This window comes from Ramlibacter agri, assembly GCF_012927085.1.
Taxonomy (GTDB): domain Bacteria; phylum Pseudomonadota; class Gammaproteobacteria; order Burkholderiales; family Burkholderiaceae_C; genus Ramlibacter; species Ramlibacter agri.
Genome location: NZ_JABBFX010000003.1, coordinates 792,052 through 810,551 on the forward strand (window position 1 = coordinate 792,052; position 18,500 = coordinate 810,551).

Annotated in this window: 14 protein-coding genes; all 14 read left to right on the top strand. The window is 67.2% G+C overall.

What is annotated here, in order from left to right; genetic code table 11:
- The 14 genes from HHL11_RS28285 to HHL11_RS28350 all read left to right on the top strand — a co-directional run bounded on the left by HHL11_RS28285 (position 1) and on the right by HHL11_RS28350 (position 18,474).
- Complete coding sequence (locus HHL11_RS28285) at positions 1-666, top strand: type IV pilus inner membrane component PilO (RefSeq protein WP_169421945.1); 666 nt, start codon at positions 1-3, stop codon at positions 664-666.
- Positions 663-1,205, top strand: a complete 543-nt coding sequence (locus tag HHL11_RS28290; protein ID WP_169421946.1) for a pilus assembly protein PilP — start codon at positions 663-665, stop codon at positions 1,203-1,205. Before HHL11_RS28285 ends, HHL11_RS28290 begins: the two co-directional genes overlap by 4 nt.
- Positions 1,202-3,328, top strand: a complete 2,127-nt coding sequence (locus HHL11_RS28295) for a type IV pilus secretin PilQ (RefSeq protein WP_169421947.1) — start codon at positions 1,202-1,204, stop codon at positions 3,326-3,328. The genes HHL11_RS28290 and HHL11_RS28295 overlap by 4 nt, the downstream gene beginning before the upstream one ends.
- A 31-nt stretch (positions 3,329-3,359) precedes the next feature.
- Positions 3,360-5,342 (top strand): Ig-like domain-containing protein, encoded by a 1,983-nt coding sequence (locus HHL11_RS28300; RefSeq protein ID WP_169421246.1) that lies wholly within the window; start codon positions 3,360-3,362, stop codon positions 5,340-5,342.
- A 17-nt stretch (positions 5,343-5,359) separates the two neighbouring features.
- The gene (locus tag HHL11_RS28305) at positions 5,360-5,866 is read left to right on the top strand and encodes a shikimate kinase (RefSeq protein WP_425355228.1); all 507 of its coding nucleotides are present in this window, start codon (positions 5,360-5,362) and stop codon (positions 5,864-5,866) included.
- 9 nt (positions 5,867-5,875) lie between these two features.
- Positions 5,876-6,964, top strand: a complete 1,089-nt coding sequence (gene aroB, locus HHL11_RS28310) for a 3-dehydroquinate synthase (RefSeq protein WP_169421949.1) — start codon at positions 5,876-5,878, stop codon at positions 6,962-6,964.
- Positions 6,965-6,974: 10 nt separating this feature from the next.
- Positions 6,975-8,108 (top strand): deoxyguanosinetriphosphate triphosphohydrolase, encoded by a 1,134-nt coding sequence (locus HHL11_RS28315; RefSeq protein ID WP_169421950.1) that lies wholly within the window; start codon positions 6,975-6,977, stop codon positions 8,106-8,108.
- Between the two features lie 2 nt (positions 8,109-8,110).
- Positions 8,111-9,331 carry an MFS transporter gene (locus HHL11_RS28320; protein ID WP_169421951.1) on the top strand — a complete coding sequence of 407 codons (1,221 nt, stop codon included), beginning with the start codon at positions 8,111-8,113 and terminating at the stop codon, positions 9,329-9,331.
- Positions 9,332-9,358: 27 nt separating this feature from the next.
- A complete protein-coding gene (locus HHL11_RS28325) occupies positions 9,359-10,006 on the top strand; it encodes a hypothetical protein (protein WP_169421952.1) in 648 nt (215 codons plus the stop codon).
- Between the two features lie 5 nt (positions 10,007-10,011).
- Entirely contained in the window at positions 10,012-10,554 is a 543-nt protein-coding gene (locus HHL11_RS28330) for a DUF1415 domain-containing protein (protein ID WP_169421953.1), read from the top strand.
- Positions 10,551-11,402 carry a class I SAM-dependent methyltransferase gene (locus HHL11_RS28335; RefSeq protein WP_342593296.1) on the top strand — a complete coding sequence of 284 codons (852 nt, stop codon included), beginning with the start codon at positions 10,551-10,553 and terminating at the stop codon, positions 11,400-11,402. The genes HHL11_RS28330 and HHL11_RS28335 overlap by 4 nt, the downstream gene beginning before the upstream one ends.
- 32 nt (positions 11,403-11,434) lie before the next feature.
- The gene (locus tag HHL11_RS28340) at positions 11,435-12,130 is read left to right on the top strand and encodes an REP-associated tyrosine transposase (RefSeq protein WP_169421954.1); all 696 of its coding nucleotides are present in this window, start codon (positions 11,435-11,437) and stop codon (positions 12,128-12,130) included.
- A gap of 129 nt (positions 12,131-12,259) precedes the next feature.
- On the top strand, positions 12,260-16,990 hold the full coding sequence (locus HHL11_RS28345; RefSeq protein WP_169421955.1) for a glutamate synthase-related protein: 4,731 nt from the start codon (positions 12,260-12,262) through the stop codon (positions 16,988-16,990).
- Positions 16,991-17,007: 17 nt separating this feature from the next.
- Positions 17,008-18,474 carry a glutamate synthase subunit beta gene (locus tag HHL11_RS28350; protein WP_169421956.1) on the top strand — a complete coding sequence of 489 codons (1,467 nt, stop codon included), beginning with the start codon at positions 17,008-17,010 and terminating at the stop codon, positions 18,472-18,474.
- Positions 18,475-18,500 lie beyond the last annotated feature (26 nt).

Consider the following 18,500-nt stretch of genomic DNA (forward strand, 5'->3'; position numbering starts at 1 on the left):
ATGGCAACTGCCGCCCGCAAGTTCGACATGGCCGCGCTGCAGGAGAAGCTCACCTCCCAGTTCCGCGGACTGAACCCGAACGATCCCTCCGTCTGGCCCATCGTCCCCAAGACGCTGCTCTGCCTGGCCGTGACCATCGCCATCGTCGTGGCGCTCTGGTTCCTCTGGCTCACCACCTCCGCCGAGGAACTGCAGGCCGAGGAGGCGAAGGAGATCGGCCTGCGCGAGGACTACAAGAAGAAGCTCACGCAGGCGGTCAACCTCGACGCCCTGCGCAAGCAGCGTGAACAGGTCCAGCAATACGTGACGCAGCTGGAAAAGCAGCTCCCGAGCAAGGCCGAAATGGACGCCCTGTTGTCCGACATCAACCAGGCGGGCCTCGGCCGCAGCCTGAACTTCGACCTGTTCCGTCCCGGCAGCGTGAGCGTGCGCGAGTACTACGCGGAACTGCCCATCGCCGTGAAGGTGACCGGGCGCTACCACGACATCGGCTCCTTCGCGTCCGACATCGCCCACCTCTCGCGCATCGTGACGCTGAACAACCTGCAGATCGCCCCCGCCGCCGAAGGCAAGCTGTCGCTGGAAGCGACGGCCAAGACCTTCCGCTACCTCGACCAGGACGAGGTCTCGGCGCAGCGCAAGTCCTCGCCGAAGGGCAAGAAATGAGCCGCGTCCTCTTGTTGTCCCTGGCCGCCGCCGCCGCCCTGAGCGCCTGCGGGTCGAGCGACCAGGACGAGATCCAGCAGTGGATGCGCGAACAGCGCGCCGCCACCAAGCCCAGCGTGCAGCCCATTCCCGAGCCGAAGAAATTCGTGCCGCAGGACTACACGCAGGAAAGCGGCACCGATCCCTTCAGCAACGTGAAGCTCACGCAGGCGCTGAAGAAGGATTCGCAGCAGAGCAACTCGGCCAGCGCCGCGCTCGTCGCGCCGGAGCTGAACCGGCGCAAGGAACCGCTGGAAAGCTTCCCGCTGGACACGATGGCCATGGTCGGCAGCCTGGTGAAACAGGGCCAGCCGGTGGCGCTGGTGAAGGTCGACAACCTGCTGTACCAAGTGCACCCGGGCAACTACCTGGGGCAGAACTACGGTCGCATCACGAAGGTGACCGAAACGGAGGTCCTGTTGCGCGAACTCGTGCAGGACGCCGCTGGCGAATGGGTGGAAAGGACCGCGTCGCTGCAACTGCAGGAGAAGGCAAAATGATGATCACAAAACAATGGAGCTGGCGCGGTCTCGCCGCCGCCGCCGCGGTTTTTGCAGGGAGCTGGGCCAACCCGGTCTTTGCCGCACCAGCGGTGGAGAACATCTCGGGGACGATCCAGAACGGCGCCGAGGTGGTTCGCATCGATTTCAGCGAGCCACTGGCCGCCGCGCCCACGGGCTTCGCCATCCAGGCGCCGGCGCGCATCGCGCTGGACGTGCCGGGCGCGACCAACGCCATGGGCCGCAATTCCGTGGAAGTGAACGTCGGCAACCTGCGCTCGGTGAACGTGGTGCAGGCCAACGACCGTGCGCGCCTGGTGCTGAACCTCAAGTCGCCGACCAACTACCGCACCCAGCTGGATGGCAAGACGCTGTACGTGCTGCTGGACGCGGTGGCGGCAACCGCCGCCGCGACGCCGGGGCCGGGAGCGCAGGCCTTCGCAGAAAGCCGCAACCGCGAGACCCAGCCGATCAAGGACCTGGATTTCCGCCGCGGTCCCGACGGCTCCGGCCGCGTGATCGTCGACCTGCCCAGCAGCCAGGTGGGCGTGGACATCCGCCAGCAGGGCCAGCAACTGGTCGTCGAATTCCTGAAGTCGACGCTGCCTGAAGGCCTGCGCCGGCGGATGGACGTGACCGACTTCGGCACGCCGATCCAGACCGTCAGCACGGTGCAGGCGGGCGACCGCGTGCGCATGGTGATCGAGCCGCGCGGCGCCTGGGAACACAGCGCCTACCAGTCCGACAACCAGTTCGTGGTGGAAGTGCGCCAGCAGAAGGTCGACCCGGGCAAGCTGACGCAGGGCCCCGGCTACAGCGGCGAGAAGCTGTCGCTGAACTTCCAGAACATCGAAGTGCGCTCGCTGCTGCAGGTGATCGCCGACTTCACGAACTTCAACATCGTGACGTCCGACTCCGTGACCGGTGGCGTGACGCTGCGCCTGAAGGACGTGCCCTGGGACCAGGCGCTGGACATCATCCTGCAGGCCAAGGGCCTGGGCATGCGCCGCACCGGCAACGTGCTGTGGATCGCGCCGAAGGACGAGATCGCCGCCAAGGAAAAGCTGGAGCTCGAGTCGCAGGCCGCGATCCAGACCCTGGAGCCGCTGCGCACGCAGGCCTTCCAGCTGAATTACACGAAGGCCGCCGACGTGGCCGCGCAGCTGACCGGCAGCGGCGCCGCGCGCATCCTGAGCAGCCGCGGCAGCACGATCGCCGAGCCGCGCACCAACCAGCTGTTCGTGACCGACGTGCCGAGCAAGCTGGAGCAGGTGCAGGCCCTGATCACCCGCGTCGACATCGCGGTGCCGCAGGTGCTGATCGAGGCGCGCATCGTCGAAGCCTCCGACACCTTCGGCCGCTCGCTGGGCGTGCGCCTGGGTGGCTCCGACCTGCGCGGCGTGCGCGGCGGCGACGCCGGCTATTCGCTGAACGGCGGCAACCGCGTCGCGCTGGGCGGCACCTATGACGCCGTGTCCGGCACCACCGGCGAGTCGTCCACGCAGCTGACGACCACCAACACCACGTTCGTCAACCTGCCGGCCCTCGGCCAGGGCGGCTACAACCCGGCGAGCTTCGCGGTGTCGATCTTCAACTCCGCGGCCAACCGCTTCCTGAACCTGGAGCTGACCGCGATGGAAGCCGACGGCAAGGGCAAGCTGGTGTCCAGCCCGCGCGTGATCACCGCCGACAAGACCAAGGCGCTGATCGAGCAGGGCACGGAATTCCCGTACCAGCAGGCCACGTCCAGCGGCGCGACCTCGGTGGCCTTCCGCCGCGCCACGCTGAAGCTGGAAGTGACGCCGCAGATCACGCCTGAGGGCAACATCATCCTGGACCTGGACATCAACAAGGACAGCCGCGGCGAGACGACGGCGGCCGGCATTGCCATCGACACCAAGCACATCAAGACCCAGGTGCTGGTGGAAAATGGCGGCACGGTCGTCATCGGCGGCATCTTCGAACTGACGGAGAGCGATAGCGAGTCCCGCGTGCCGTTCCTGGGCGACCTGCCGGTGCTCGGCAACGCGTTCAAGACCAAGACCCGGAACACGAGCAAGCAGGAAATGCTGGTGTTCATCACGCCGAAGATGGTGGCTGACCGGTCGGCGATCGGGCGTTAATCAAAGTGCAGTTCTGGAGGGATAGTTCGAAATGAATCGGTTCATCAAATTGTTGGGAGGCGTGCTGCTGGCTGCCACCCTGGCCGCCTGCGGCGGCGGGGGCGGGAGTGCGGGGAGCACCGGCACGGGCGGTAGTACGGGCGGAAGCACCGGCGGAAGTACGGGCGGCGGCACCACCACGACGGACAACGGTTCGATCAGCGTTGCCATCTTCAGTGCGGCCAGTGCGCAAGTCAGCGCGATCGACAGTGCCGGTGGCTACGTCGCCCGCGCAACCGTCAAGGATTCCTCGGGTGCGGCAGTTGCGAACAAGCTCGTGACCTTCGCTCTCACCGATTCGTCCATTGCCACGATCAGCCCGTCTACGGCGCTGACCAACTCGTCGGGCGTCGCACAGGTTGCGATCGCTCCGACTTCCATCTCGTCGATCGGCGCCGCGTCCCTGAGCGCCAGCGCCACTGTCGGAACCGCCAACCTGACGGCTTCGGCCGATTTCGGCGTCTCGGCGTCCAACCTCACCCTGAGCGCGCTGGCCGTGGGGCAGACCAGCCTGCCGTCCGGCGGCAATACGTCCGCCCAGGTCACGGCCATGGTGAATGGCCAGCCTGCCACCACGCCGGTGAACGTGACGTTCACTGCCTCCTGCGGGCGCATCAATTCCCAGAGCGGAAGCGTCAGCGTCACCACCAACGGCAGTGGTTCGGCCTCGGTCACCTATACGGCCGTGCAGGATGATGGCAGTCTTTGCAGCGGTTCCGTGACCCTCACGGCGGCCGCCGCTGGTGCAAGTTCCCAATTCACGACCATCACGGTGGCTGCGGCTGCCGCCAATGCGATCACGTTCGTGTCTGCTGTCCCGCAACAGATCTTCGTTTCCGGTTCGGGCGCGCTGGAGCAGTCGGTGGCCAAGTTCAAAGTGCTGTCCGGCACGGCTCCCCTCGCGAACCAGACAGTCACTTTCAGCCTTACCGTCAACCCCGGTGGCGTCGGCCTGAACTCCGCGGGCTCCACCGCAAACGTTCAGGGCACGACTGACGCTAGCGGCCTGGTCAGCGTATCGGTGTTCTCCGGCACCATTCCCGGGCCGGTGAAAGTGCGGGCCACGCTGGTCTCGGATCCGACCGTGTTTGCCGAAACGCAGAACCTGACTGTTTCTTCCGGCCCGCCGTCGCAGCGCTTCATGAGCGTCTCGGTCGGGACCTTCAACATCGAAGGCCAGAACATCGACGGCACCTCGACGACGATCACGGCGCGGATCGCGGATAGGCAAGGCAACCCGGTGGAGAATGGTACGGTGATCAACTTCACCGCCGAGGGCGGACAGGTGGCGTCCAGCTGCGCGACCACGCAAGTGGCAGGCATCTCGTCCTGCTCGGTCAATTACATCAGCCAGAATCCCCGTCCGGCCAATGGACGCGTCTCGGTCCTTGCCTATACCAACGGCACGAAGGACTACGTCGACGTGAATGGCAACAACCGATATGACGCGGGCGTGGACACGCTGGTCGACATCGGCGACGCCTATCGCGATGACAACGAGGACAAGGCGTTCAATGCCGGCGAATTCGTCATCCCTCGTGGCGGCGCCGTGGCGTGCGCGGGAACGGGCGAACCCTTCCCGTCCCAGGCCAACACCTGTGACGGCCAGCTCGCGACGACCGTCCGCCAGCAGGTCGTGATCCTGAACTCCTCCACTTCCGCGTCTTACAAGAACATCGTCGTCGCGGCTGACAAGAGCAGCCTGAGCTTCAGGCTGACGAGCGATTACAACCAGAACCTGCCGATGCCCGCGGGCACGAGCGTGACGGCAGCTGCCTCGGGTGGTGCCTGCGCGGTGGGTGCCCCGAAGGGCACGCCGGTCGCGAATGTTCCTCCTGGCACCGACCCGAACGGGGACCTCTCAACGCTGGTGACGGTGTCCCTGAGCGGTTGCGTCTCTGGCAACAAGGTGCAGGTGGACGTGAAATCGCCCAGTGGACTCACCACGTCCTTCCCTGATTTCGTCCTTCCTTGAATGTTGTTCTGATCGGCATGCCCGGCAGTGGCAAGTCCACTGTCGGGCGGCAACTCGCAAGGCGGCTCCGGCTGCCTTTTTTTGATTCCGACCACGTGCTCGAGGAGCGCCTGGGCTGCAGCATCCGCGACTACTTCGAGCGCGAGGGCGAAGCCGCCTTCCGCGACATGGAGCAGCAGGTGCTGGCCGACCTGGCGCAGGGACCGGCCTGCGTGCTGGCCACCGGCGGCGGCTCGGTGCTGCGCGAGGCCAATCGCCTCGCGTTGCGCGCGGGCGGCCAGGTCATCTACCTGCGCTCCACGCCCGAGGATCTTTTCCGGCGCGTCCGCCACGACCTGCAGCGGCCGCTGCTGCAGGTGGACGACCCCCTGGGCAAGCTGCGTTCGCTGTTCGCCGAGCGCGACCCGCTGTACCGCGAGACCGCGCATTTCAGCGTGGAGACCGGGCGGCCTTCGGTGCCGACGCTGGTGAACATGATCGTCATGCAGCTCGAGCTGGCCGGGACGCTTCCGCCACCGGCTTAAACTCGGGGCATGCCCGCCCCCCAGACCGTCCGCATCTCCCTCGGCGAGCGCAGCTACGACATCGCCATCGGCGGCGGCCTGCTGGCCGACCCCGCCTGCTGGCGGGGGCTGCCCGCGGCGAGCGCCGCGCTTGTCGTCAGCAACACCACCGTGGCGCCGCTCTATGCGGCAAGGCTGCGTGCCGCGCTGGCGCCGCACTACAAGCAGGTCCATGAAGTGGTGCTCCCCGATGGCGAGGAGCACAAGGACTGGCCGACGCTCAACCTCATCTTCGACCAGCTGCTCGCCAAGGGCTGCGACCGCAAGACCGTGCTGTTCGCGCTGGGCGGCGGCGTGGTGGGCGACATGACCGGCTTTGCCGCTGCCAGCTACATGCGCGGCGTGCCTTTCGTGCAGGTGCCGACCACCTTGCTGGCGCAGGTCGATTCCTCGGTGGGCGGCAAGACCGCCATCAACCACCCGCAGGGCAAGAACATGATCGGCGCCTTCTACCAGCCGGCGCGGGTGCTGTGCGACCTGGACACCTTGAAGACGCTGCCGCCGCGCGAGCTGAGCGCGGGGCTGGCGGAGGTGATCAAGTACGGGCCGATCCACGACCTGGCATTCCTGGACTGGATCGAGGCGAACATCGACGCGCTGCTGGCACGCGAGCCGGCGGCGCTGGCGCACGTGGTCAAGCGCAGCTGCGAGATCAAGGCCGAAGTCGTGGGCCAGGACGAACGCGAATCGGGCCTGCGCGCCATCCTGAATTTCGGCCACACCTTCGGCCACGCCATCGAAGCGGGCCTGGGCTACGGCGAATGGCTGCACGGCGAGGCCGTCGGCTGCGGCATGGTGATGGCGCTGCAGCTGTCGCTGCGCCTGGGCCTGGTGGACGAAGCCTTCGCGCAGCGCGTGACGGCGCTCATTGCCAGGGCCAAGTTGCCCACCGCCGGCCCCGCGCTGGGCGCCGAGCGCTACCTCGAACTGATGCGCGTCGACAAGAAAGCGGAAGGCGGCGAGATCCGCTTCGTCGTGATCGACGGCCCCGGGCGTGCCGCCGTGCGTCCCGCGCCCGACGCGGTCGTGCGCCAGGTGCTGGCCGACTGCACGCGCTGAACCCGCCGCCATGAGCCTGGCCGCCTACGCCTGCGATCCCGCGCGCACGCGCGGGCGGCGGCACTGGGAGCCGTCCGCGCCCACCCGCACCGAGTACCAGCGCGACCGCGACCGCATCGTCCACTCCACGGCCTTCCGGCGGCTCGTCTACAAGACGCAGGTCTTCCTCAATCACGAGGGCGACCTGTTCCGCACCCGGCTGACGCACTCGATCGAGGTGGCGCAGCTTGCGCGCTCCATCGCGCGGCCGCTGGGGCTGAACGAGGACCTGGTGGAAGCGATCGCGCTGGCGCACGACCTGGGCCACACGCCCTTCGGCCATGCCGGCCAGGACGCGCTGAACGAATGCATGCAGGGGCAGGGCGGCTTCGAGCACAACCTGCAGAGCCTGCGCGTGGTCGACGCTCTGGAAGAACGCTATCCCGCCTTCGACGGCCTCAACCTCTGCTTCGAGACGCGCGAAGGCGTGCTGAAGCACTGCTCGCGCGCCAACGCCGAAAAGCTGGAGCAGGCCGAGCCGGGCGGCGTGGCGCGCCGCTTCATCGACCGCACGCAGCCCAGCCTGGAGGCGCAGCTGTGCAACCTGGCCGACGAGATCGCCTACAACGCGCACGACATCGACGACGGCGTGCGCTCGGGCCTGATCACGCTGGAGCAGGTGCGAGTAGTGCCGCTGTTCGACCGCTACTGCGGCGAGGCGCTCGCCGAGTACCCGCAACTGCAAGGCCGGCGCCTGCTGTACGAAGGCATCCGCCGCATGCTGAGCGCGATGGTCTACGACGTGATCGACTGCACCCGCGCCGCCTTGCAAACCGCGCAGCCGGCCAGCGCCGAGGCCGCGCGCCACGGGCCGCCGCTGGTGGCTTTCAGCGCCGCGATGCGCGAAGCCTCCGGAGCGCTGAAGAAGTTCCTGTTTCGCGACCTGTACCGCCACCCGCGCGTGGTGGAGACCACCTCTCAGGCCCAGCAAGTGGTGCGCGAGCTGTTCGAGCGCTACTTGGAGGCGCCCGCGGAGATGCAGGCCGGCTTCGCCGCGCGGGGCGACACGCCGCGCGCCGTGGCCGACTACATCGCCGGCATGACGGACCGCTACGCGCTGCGCGAGCACGAGCGGCTCACGGGCCGGCGCCTGCTGGCGGCCTGACGATGGGGAGGTTGCATCCCGCCAGCGTCGTGGTGCTGGCCGGCATCGGCGCGGCCCTGCACGTGGGCAAGCTGCCACCGGCGGTGCCGGTGCTGCGCGACTCGTTGCACATCACGCTGGTGCAGGCCGGCTTCCTGCTGTCGCTGGTGCAGCTGGCTGGCATGACGCTGGGCCTGGCGATGGGGGCCGCCGCCGACGCACTGGGGCCGCGTCGCACCATGGTGCTGGGCCTCGTGATCCTGTCGGCTGCGAGCGCCCTCGGCGGCACGGCCACGACGCCGGCAGCGCTGCTCGCGCTGCGCGCGTGCGAGGGCGTCGGTTTCCTGCTGGCCAGCTTGCCGGGCCCCAGCCTCATCCGCCGGCTGGTGGAGCCGCAGCGGCTGGCCGGCATGCTGGGCATGTGGGGCACCTACATGCCTTTCGGCACCGGGCTGGCCTTGCTGCTGGGACCGGCGGTGATGGCGCTGGCCGGCTGGCCTGCGTGGTGGTGGCTGTGTGGCGCGGCTTCGCTGGGCATGGCGCTCTGGCTTTGGCTGGCGCTGCCCGCATCGTGCGACGAGCGCATGGCTGCGGCGACGGCGGCGCGCGGCGGCAACCGCATCGTGCGCACGCTGACCGCGCGCGGGCCCTGGCTCGCCGCGGCGACCTTCGCCGCCTATTCGGCGCAATGGCTGGCCGTGATCGGCTTCCTGCCCACGATCTATGCGCAAGCCGGCCTGCCCGGCGCGTATGCGGCGGTGGCAACGGCGCTCGCGGCCACCATCAACATGGCGGGCAACATCGCGTCGGGCCGCCTGCTGCAGCGCGGCGTGCCCGCGCCGGTGCTGCTGTATTGCGGCCTGGGCGCGATGGCGATCGGCGCCATCCTGGCCTTCGCGCCCTGGACGCATTCGACTGCGCTCGACGCGCTGCTGGTGCGTTACGCCGGGGTGCTCATGTTCTCGGCGGTCGGCGGGCTGGTCCCGGGCACGCTGTTCTCGGTGGGCGTGCGGCTGGCGCCTGATGAAAGCACGGTGTCCAGCACGGTCGGCTGGATGCTGCAGTGGTCCTCGATCGGCCAGTTCTGCGGACCGCCGATCGCAGCCTGGGTGGCCGCGCAAACCGGTGGCTGGGAGCGTACCTGGTGGGTGACGGTTGCCTTCGCCGGCGTCGGCATGCTGCTGGCTTCGGTGATCGGCGGGAGCTTGCGGCAGCGGGGCCATCTGCGCACGGCGGCCCCGTAGAATGCTCCGGTAACAGAACGCGACGTGATGAGCTTCCTCAACCAGCTGAAGACCCAGGCGAAGGCGCTGCAGACGCAGCGCACCGAAGAGGACTCGGTGTTCGAGGAGCGCGTCAACGCGACCGAGAAGGCCTGCCGCACCATCCTGCCGTACTTCCAGGACCTGGCGCGGCAGTTGAGCGTGATCGAGCCGCCGTCGCCCGCCTTCAGCCTCGACGGCAAGACGCCGTGGCCGGCGATGAAGCTGGTGGATTTCCGCGTCGATGCGCGCCGCAAGCGCGTGAAGGACCAGGAAGTCATCGACTACGTCGGCATGGGCTGGCGCGTCGTGCCGCAGCACGGCAAGCCGGGGCAGGACACGGTCAGCGTCAACTTCCCGATCGAGATGCAGCGCGTGGAGTCGCGCCTGATGATGGGGCCCGTGAAGCACGAGCGCCACGAGGTGCGGCATCCGGAGAAGAGCGTGCTGCTGGAAGTGCGCTATACCTACTTCACCGAAACACGCGGCTCCGTCACTGCGACAGCGGACCACGAGACCGGCCAGGTGCACTTCCGCCTGCTCAACACCGACGGCTTCGAAGTGCTCAACGCGCCGTGGCCGGCCGCGCGCATCAACCAGGAAATGCTGGACGAACTGGCCAAGCGCATCGTCGGCCAGCCGAGCCGCTTCACCTGAACGCCATGGACCACAGCGAAAACGCCATCGCCGACACCCGGCGCTGGCTGGAGCGGGCCGTCATCGGGCTGAACCTGTGCCCGTTCGCGAAGGCCGTGCTGGTGAAGGAGCAGGTGCATTTCGCCGCCGCCGCCGCCGAGGACCCGCTGGAAGATTTCGAGCGCGAGCTGGACGCCTTGCTGGCCTTGACAGCGCAAGAGCGCGACACGACCTTGCTTGTGCTCCCGCAAGGTTGCGAGGACTTCTACGACTTCATCGGCCTGGTCGCGCGCGCCGAGCGCGTGGTGCGCAAGCGCAAGCTGGAAGGCGTGGTGCAGGTGGCGAGCTTCCATCCGCGCTTCACCTTTGCCGGCGTCGAGGAAGACGACATCACCAACCACACCAACCGCGCGCCCTGGCCGACCCTGCACCTGCTGCGCGAGGAGAGCATGGACCGCGCGGTGGCGGCCTTCCCCGACGCCGCCTCGATCTACGAAACCAACATGGAAACGATGCGGCGCCTGGGCCCCGAAGGCTGGGAAGCGCTCGACGTGGGAGCCAAGCCGTGAAGCGGCCACCGGAAGAAGAACTGGGCCTGCAGCCCGGGCAGTCGCTGGAACTTCTGAAGGAACTGCACATCCTGACGCGCGAAGGGCGCATCAACCAGGATTCGCGGCGCAAGCTGAAGCAGGTGCACCACCTGGTGCAGTTCATCGAGAAGCTGCTGCAGGAGGTGCCGGCGGAAGAGGGCCATCCCACGCTGGCCGACCATGGGGCCGGCAAGTCCTACCTGGGCTTCATCCTCTACGACCTGTTCTTCCGGCCGCTGGGCCGGGGTCACATCTACGGCATCGAGACGCGGCAGGAACTGGTGGAGCGTTCGCGCGCGCTGGCGCGGCGGCTCGGCTTCGCCCGCATGTCCTTCCTGAACATCGCGGCGGCGGACGCAGCGCAGGCCGCGGAAATGCCGGAGCAGGTCGACGTGGTCACGGCGCTGCATGCCTGCGACACGGCCACCGACGACGCGATCGCCTTCGCGCTGCAGAAGCAGGCGCGCTTCCTCGTGCTGGTGCCTTGTTGCCAGGCGGAAGTGGCCAGCGTGCTGCGCGAGACCAAGGCGCTGGCGCTGGCGCGCACGCCGCTGTCGGAGCTGTGGCGGCATCCGATCCACACGCGCGAGCTGGGCTCGCAGATCACCAACGTGCTGCGCTGCCTGTACCTGGAGGCCATGGGCTACCAGGTCACCGTCACCGAACTGGTGGGCTGGGAGCACAGCATGAAGAACGAGCTGATCCTGGCGCGCCGCACCGGGCAGCGCAAGCGCGCCGCCGCGGAGCGGCTGCGGGCGATCCTGGCCGAATTCGGGATCCAGGCGCTGGAAGAGCGCCGCTTCCCCGGCCTGCCGGCGCATCCATAATCGGGGTCGGATTCCAATTTCATGCCGTACGCATGGCGCGCCTACCCCGGCTGACCGTCCCCGGCCAGCCCCACCACATCATCCAGCGCGGTAACAACCGCCAGGCCATCTTCGAAACGCGGGCCGACTACGAGCTGCTGCTGGAACTGCTGGACGAGAACGCCCGCAAGCAGCACGTCGCGCTCCATGCGTACGTGCTGATGTCCAACCATTTCCACCTGCTGGCGACGCCGGAGACGGCGGAAGGCATTCCGCAGATGATGCAGGCCGTCGGGCGCCGGTACGTGCGCACTTACAACAACCGGCACCAGCGCACGGGCACGCTCTGGGAAGGGCGCTATCGCTCCACCTTGATCCAGGCCGATCGCTACCTGCTGGCCTGCATGGCGTATATCGACCTGAACCCGGTGCGGGCCGGGATGGTGAGCGACCCGGCGCAGTACCCCTGGTCCAGCCATCAGCACTACATCGGGCTGAAGGCGGACAAGCTGGTCACGCCGCACCCCCTGTACTGGGACCTGGGCAACACGCCCTTTGCCCGCGACCAAGCCTACGCCGATATGGTGCGCGCCGGGATAGCGCAGGAACAGCAGCAGGCGCTGACGGATTCGGCGCTGCGCGGCTGGGCGCTGGGCGAACCGGACTATGTGGCCGACCTCCAGCGGCGCACCGAAAGGCGCGTTACGCGCGCCCAGGCGGGGAGGCCGGTGACCCGAAAGAGTGCTTGATCTGTCCCTAATTTAGTAAAGGGCAGTTCAGCGGGCCAGATAATTGGAATCTGACCCCAATTATTTTGCTTGCAACGAAGTGCTGCAGTGCAGTACCCTCGGGTTTTCCCCGTACTCCTGAGGTGCGCCATGACGACGGCTGCAGAAATCGCCCATTTGCAAGAACAAGGTCTCTACGCTGGGGCCAATGAACATGACGCCTGCGGCGTCGGCTTCGTGGCCCATATCAAGGGCGAGAAGAGCCACAACATCGTCACCCAGGCGCTGAAGATCCTGGAGAACCTGGACCACCGGGGCGCGGTGGGCGCGGACAAGCTCATGGGCGACGGCGCAGGCATCCTGCTGCAGATCCCCGACGCGCTGTACCGCGAGGAGATGGCCAAGCAGGGCGTGGAACTGCCGCCGGTGGGCGAGTACGGCGTCGGCATGATCTTCCTGCCCAAGGAACACGCTTCCCGCCTGGCTTGCGAGCAGGAGATGGAGCGCGCCATCAAGGCCGAAGGCCAGGTGCTGCTGGGATGGCGCGAAGTGCCGGTGGACCGCGACATGCCCATGTCGCCCGCCGTGCGCGCCAAGGAGCCGATCCTGAAGCAGGTCTTCGTGGGCCGCGGCACCGACGTCATCGTGCAGGACGCGCTGGAGCGCAAGCTGTACGTGATCCGCAAGACGGCCAGCGCCGCCATCCAGAACCTGAAGCTGAAGCACTCCAAGGAATACTACGTTCCTTCGTTCTCCAGCCGCACCGTCATCTACAAGGGCCTGCTGCTGGCCGACCAGGTGGGCGTGTACTACAAGGACCTGCAGGACCCGCGCTGCGTGTCCGCCCTGGGCCTGGTGCACCAGCGTTTCTCCACCAACACCTTCCCCGAGTGGCCGCTGGCCCACCCGTACCGCTACGTCGCCCACAACGGCGAGATCAACACGGTCAAGGGCAACTACAACTGGATGCGCGCCCGCGAAGGCGTGATGTCCTCGCCGGTGCTGTCCGCCGACCTGAAGAAGCTGTACCCCATCAGCTTCGCGGACCAGTCCGACACCGCCACCTTCGACAACTGCCTCGAGCTGCTGACGATGGCGGGCTACCCGCTGGCCCAGGCCGTGATGATGATGATCCCGGAGCCCTGGGAACAGCACACGCTGATGGACGAGCGCCGCAAGGCCTTCTACGAGTACCACGCCTCCATGATGGAGCCCTGGGACGGCCCGGCCTCCATCGTGTTCACCGACGGCCGCCAGATCGGCGCCACGCTGGACCGCAACGGCCTGCGTCCCTCGCGCTACTGCGTGACCGACGACGACCTGGTCATCATGGGTTCCGAATCCGGCGTGCTGCCGGTGCCCGAGAACCGCATCGTGCGCAAGTGGCGCCTGCAGCCCGGCAAGATGTTCCTGATCGACCTGGAGCAGGGCCGCATGATCGACGACGAGGAGGTCAAGGCCTCGCTCGCCAACGCCAAGCCCTACAAGCAGTGGATCGAGAACCTGCGCATCAAGCTGGATGACCTGTCGGAAACCTCGGGCAACGCCCCGACCAGCAGCGTCGAACTGCTGGACCGCCAGCAGGCCTTCGGCTACACGCAGGAAGACATCAAGTTCCTGATGTCGCCCATGGCGCAGGCCGGCGAAGAGGGCATCGGCTCCATGGGCAACGACAGCCCGCTGGCCGTGCTGTCCGACAAGAACAAGCCGCTGTTCAACTACTTCAAGCAGCTGTTCGCCCAGGTCACGAATCCTCCGATCGACCCGATCCGCGAAGCGATCGTGATGTCGCTGGTGTCCTTCATCGGCCCGAAGCCGAACCTGCTGGATATCAACCAGGTCAACCCGCCGATGCGGCTGGAAGTGAGCCAGCCCATCCTCGACTTCGCCGACATGCAGAAGCTGCGCGAAGTGGAGAAGCACACGCACGGCAAGTTCCGCAGCTACACGCTGGACATCACCTACCCGCTCGCCTGGGGCAAGGAAGGCGTCGAAGCGAAGCTGGCTTCGCTGAACGCCGAAGCCGTGGATGCCATCAAGAGCGGCCACAACATCCTGATCATCAGCGACCGCGCCGTCAGCGCGGAGCAGATCGCCATTCCGGCGCTGCTGGCGCTGTCGTCCATCCACCAGCACCTGGTGCGTGAAGGCCTGCGCACGACCGCTGGCCTGGTGGTCGAGACTGGCTCCGCCCGCGAAGTGCACCACTTCGGCGTGCTGGCCGGCTACGGCGCCGAAGCCGTGCACCCCTACCTGGCGATGGAGACGCTGGTCTCGATCCACCAGGACCTGCCGGGCGACCTGAACCCCGACAAGGCCATCTACAACTACATCAAGGCGATCGGCAAGGGCCTGTCGAAGATCATGTCCAAGATGGGCGTGTCGACGTACATGTCCTACTGCGGCGCGCAGCTGTTCGAAGCCATCGGCCTGAACAGCGACACGATCGAGAAGTATTTCACCGGCACCGCCAGCCGCGTGGAAGGCATCGGCGTGTTCGAGATCGCCGAAGAGGCGATCCGCTGCCACCGCGCGGCCTTCGGTGACGACCCCGTGCTGGCCGGCATGCTGGACGCTGGCGGCGAATACGCCTGGCGCACCCGCGGCGAAGAGCACATGTGGACGCCCGACGCCATCGCCAAGCTGCAGCACAGCGCGCGCGCCAACAACTGGAACACGTACAAGGAGTACGCCCAGATCATCAACGACCAGAGCCGCCGCCACATGACGCTGCGCGGCCTGTTCGAGTTCAAGTTCGACCCGTCCAAGGCGATCTCCATCGACGAGGTCGAGTCGGCGAAGGACATCGTCAAGCGCTTCGCCACCGGCGCCATGTCGCTGGGCTCCATCTCCACGGAAGCCCACGCCACGCTGGCCCTGGCCATGAACCGCATCGGCGGCAAGAGCAACACCGGCGAAGGCGGCGAGGACCAGAACCGCTACCGCCAGGAGCTGAAGGGCATCCCGATCAAGACCGGCCAGTCCATGTCCGACATCATCGGCAAGGACGTGGTGGAAGTGGACATCCCGCTGCAGGATGGCGACTCGCTGCGCTCGAAGATCAAGCAGGTCGCTTCTGGCCGGTTCGGCGTGACGGCGGAATACCTGGTGTCCGCCGACCAGATCCAGATCAAGATGGCGCAGGGCGCCAAGCCCGGCGAAGGCGGCCAGCTGCCTGGCGGCAAGGTGTCCAAGTACATCGGCAAGCTGCGCCACAGCGTGCCGGGCGTGGGACTCATCTCGCCCCCGCCGCACCACGACATCTACTCGATCGAGGACCTGGCGCAGCTCATTCACGACCTGAAGAACGTCGCGCCGCATTCGTCGATCTCGGTGAAGCTCGTGTCCGAAGTGGGCGTGGGCACCATCGCCGCGGGCGTGGCCAAATGCAAGTCCGACCACGTGGTCATCGCCGGCCATGACGGCGGCACGGGCGCCTCGCCCTGGTCGTCGATCAAGCACGCCGGCTCGCCCTGGGAAATCGGCCTGGCCGAGACCCAGCAGACCCTGGTGCTGAACCGCCTGCGCGGCCGGATCCGCGTGCAGGCCGACGGCCAGATGAAGACCGGCCGCGACGTCATCATCGGCGCGCTGCTGGGCGCCGACGAATTCGGCTTCGCCACCGCGCCGCTGGTGGTCGAGGGCTGCATCATGATGCGCAAGTGCCACCTGAACACCTGCCCGGTGGGCGTGGCCACGCAGGACCCGGTGCTGCGCAAGAAGTTCTCCGGCAAGCCCGAGCACGTCGTCAACTACTTCTTCTTCGTCGCCGAGGAAGTGCGCCAGATCATGGCGCAGCTGGGCCTGCGCAAGTTCGACGAGCTGATCGGCCGCGCCGACCTGCTGGACATGAAAAAGGGCATCGCCCACTGGAAAGCCAGGGGCCTGGACTTCAGCCGCCTGTTCGCGCAACCGAAGGTGCCGGCCGACGTCGCCCGCTTCCATGTCGACGCGCAGGACCACAAGCTGGAGAAGGCGCTCGACAAGGTGCTGATCGAGAAGTCGCGCGCCGCCATCGAGCGCGGCGAGCGCGTGCAGTTCATCGAAGTGGCCCGCAACGTCAACCGCTCGGTGGGCGCCATGCTCTCCGGCGAACTGACCAGGCACCATCCGGACGGCCTGCCGGACGACACGCTGCGCATCCAGCTGGAAGGCACGGGCGGCCAGAGCTTCGGCGCCTTCCTGGCCCGCGGCATCACGCTGTACCTGATCGGCGACGCCAACGACTACACCGGCAAGGGCCTGTCCGGCGGCCGCGTGATCGTGCGTCCTTCGATCGACTTCCGCGGCGAAGCCACGAAGAACATCATCATCGGCAACACCGCGCTGTACGGCGCGACCACTGGTGAAGCCTTCTTCTCCGGCGTGGCCGGCGAGCGCTTCGCGGTGCGCCTCTCCGGCGCCACCGCGGTGGTGGAAGGCACCGGCGACCACGGCTGCGAATACATGACCGGCGGCACCGTGCTGGTGCTGGGCAAGACCGGCCGCAACTTCGCGGCGGGCATGTCCGGCGGCATCGCTTACGTGTACGACGAGGACGGCCAGTTCGCCAGCCGCGCCAACACCGCCATGGTGTCGCTGGAACGCGTGGGCAGCACCGCGGAGCAGCAGGCCGGCGCCGGCCGCACCCGCCTGCACCGTGACCAGACCGACGAGGCGCTGATCCGCAAGCTGCTCGAGGACCACAACCGCTGGACCGGCAGCCGCCGCGCCCGCGAACTGCTGGACGACTGGGCCAACGCGCGCCAGAAGTTCATCAAGGTGTTCCCGAACGAGTACAAGCGCGCGCTCGCCGAGATGTACGAACGTGAAGTCGAACTGGCGTCCACGGGCAACAACGCCCACGTCGCCATGAAGCATGAGCCGGCCCCGGCCAAGTAAGAGGAAGAGGAAGCAACATGGGTAAGGTCACCGGCTTCATGGAATTCGAGCGCGTCGAGGAGGGCTACAAGCCCGTCCCCGAGCGCGTGAAGCACTACAAGGAATTCGTCGTCGGCCTGACGAACGAGCAGGCCAAGGTGCAGGGCGCGCGCTGCATGGATTGCGGCACGCCCTTCTGCAACAGCGGCTGCCCGGTCAACAACGTCATCCCGGACTTCAACGACCTCGTGTACCGCCAGGACTGGCAGAACGCCTGGGCGGTGCTGGATTCCACCAACAACTTCCCCGAGTTCACCGGCCGCATCTGCCCCGCCCCGTGCGAGGCCGCCTGCACGCTGAACGTCAACGACGAAGCGGTGGGCATCAAGTCGCTGGAACACGCCATCATCGACCGCGCCTGGGAGCACGGCTGGGTGGCGGCGCGTCCCGCCCGCATCAAGACCGGCAAGAAGGTCGCCGTGGTGGGCTCCGGCCCGGCCGGCATGGCGGCGGCGCAGCAGCTGGCCCGCGTCGGCCACGACGTGACGCTGTTCGAGAAGAACGACCGCATCGGCGGCCTGCTGCGCTACGGCATCCCCGACTTCAAGATGGAGAAGTCGCACATCGACCGCCGCGTCAAGCAGATGGAAGCCGAAGGCGTGACCATGCGCACCGGCGTGATGGTCGGCGAGCTGCCCAAGGGCTCCAAGGTCACCAACTGGGCCAAGGAAACCATTTCAGCCAAGCAACTGCAGCAGGACTTTGACGCCGTGGTGCTGACGGGTGGCGCGGAGCAGTCGCGCGACCTGCCGGTTCCCGGCCGTGACCTGGACGGCATCCACTTCGCCATGGAGTTCCTGCCGCAGCAGAACAAGGTGAACGCCGGCGACAAGGTCAAGGGCCAGCTGCGCGCCGACGGCAAGCACGTCATCGTCATCGGCGGCGGCGACACCGGCAGCGACTGCGTGGGCACCAGCAACCGCCACGGCGCCGCCAGCGTCACCCAGTTCGAGCTGATGGCCATGCCGCCTGAGCAGGAGAACAAGGAACTGACCTGGCCCTACTGGCCGTACAAGCTGCGCACCTCCTCTTCGCACGAAGAGGGCTGCGACCGCGAGTTCGCCATCGCCACCAAGGAGTTCATCGGCGAAAAGGGCAAGGTCACGGGCCTGAAGACCGTGCAGGTCGAGTTCAAGGACGGCAAGTTCGTCGAAGTCGCAGGTACTGAAAAAGAGTACAAGGCGGACCTCGTGCTGCTGGCCATGGGCTTCGTGAGCCCGGTCGCCACCATCCTGGAGGGCTTCGGCGTCGACAAGGACGCCCGCGGCAACGCCAAGGCGACGACCGATTTCACCGGCGGCTATGCCACGAACGTTCCCAAGGTGTTCGCCGCCGGCGACATCCGCCGCGGTCAATCGCTGGTGGTATGGGCGATCCGCGAAGGCCGACAGGCGGCACGTTCCGTGGACGAATTCCTCATGGGATTCAGTGACTTGCCGCGCTGACGCCACACTCCTCAGCCTGTCCTAAG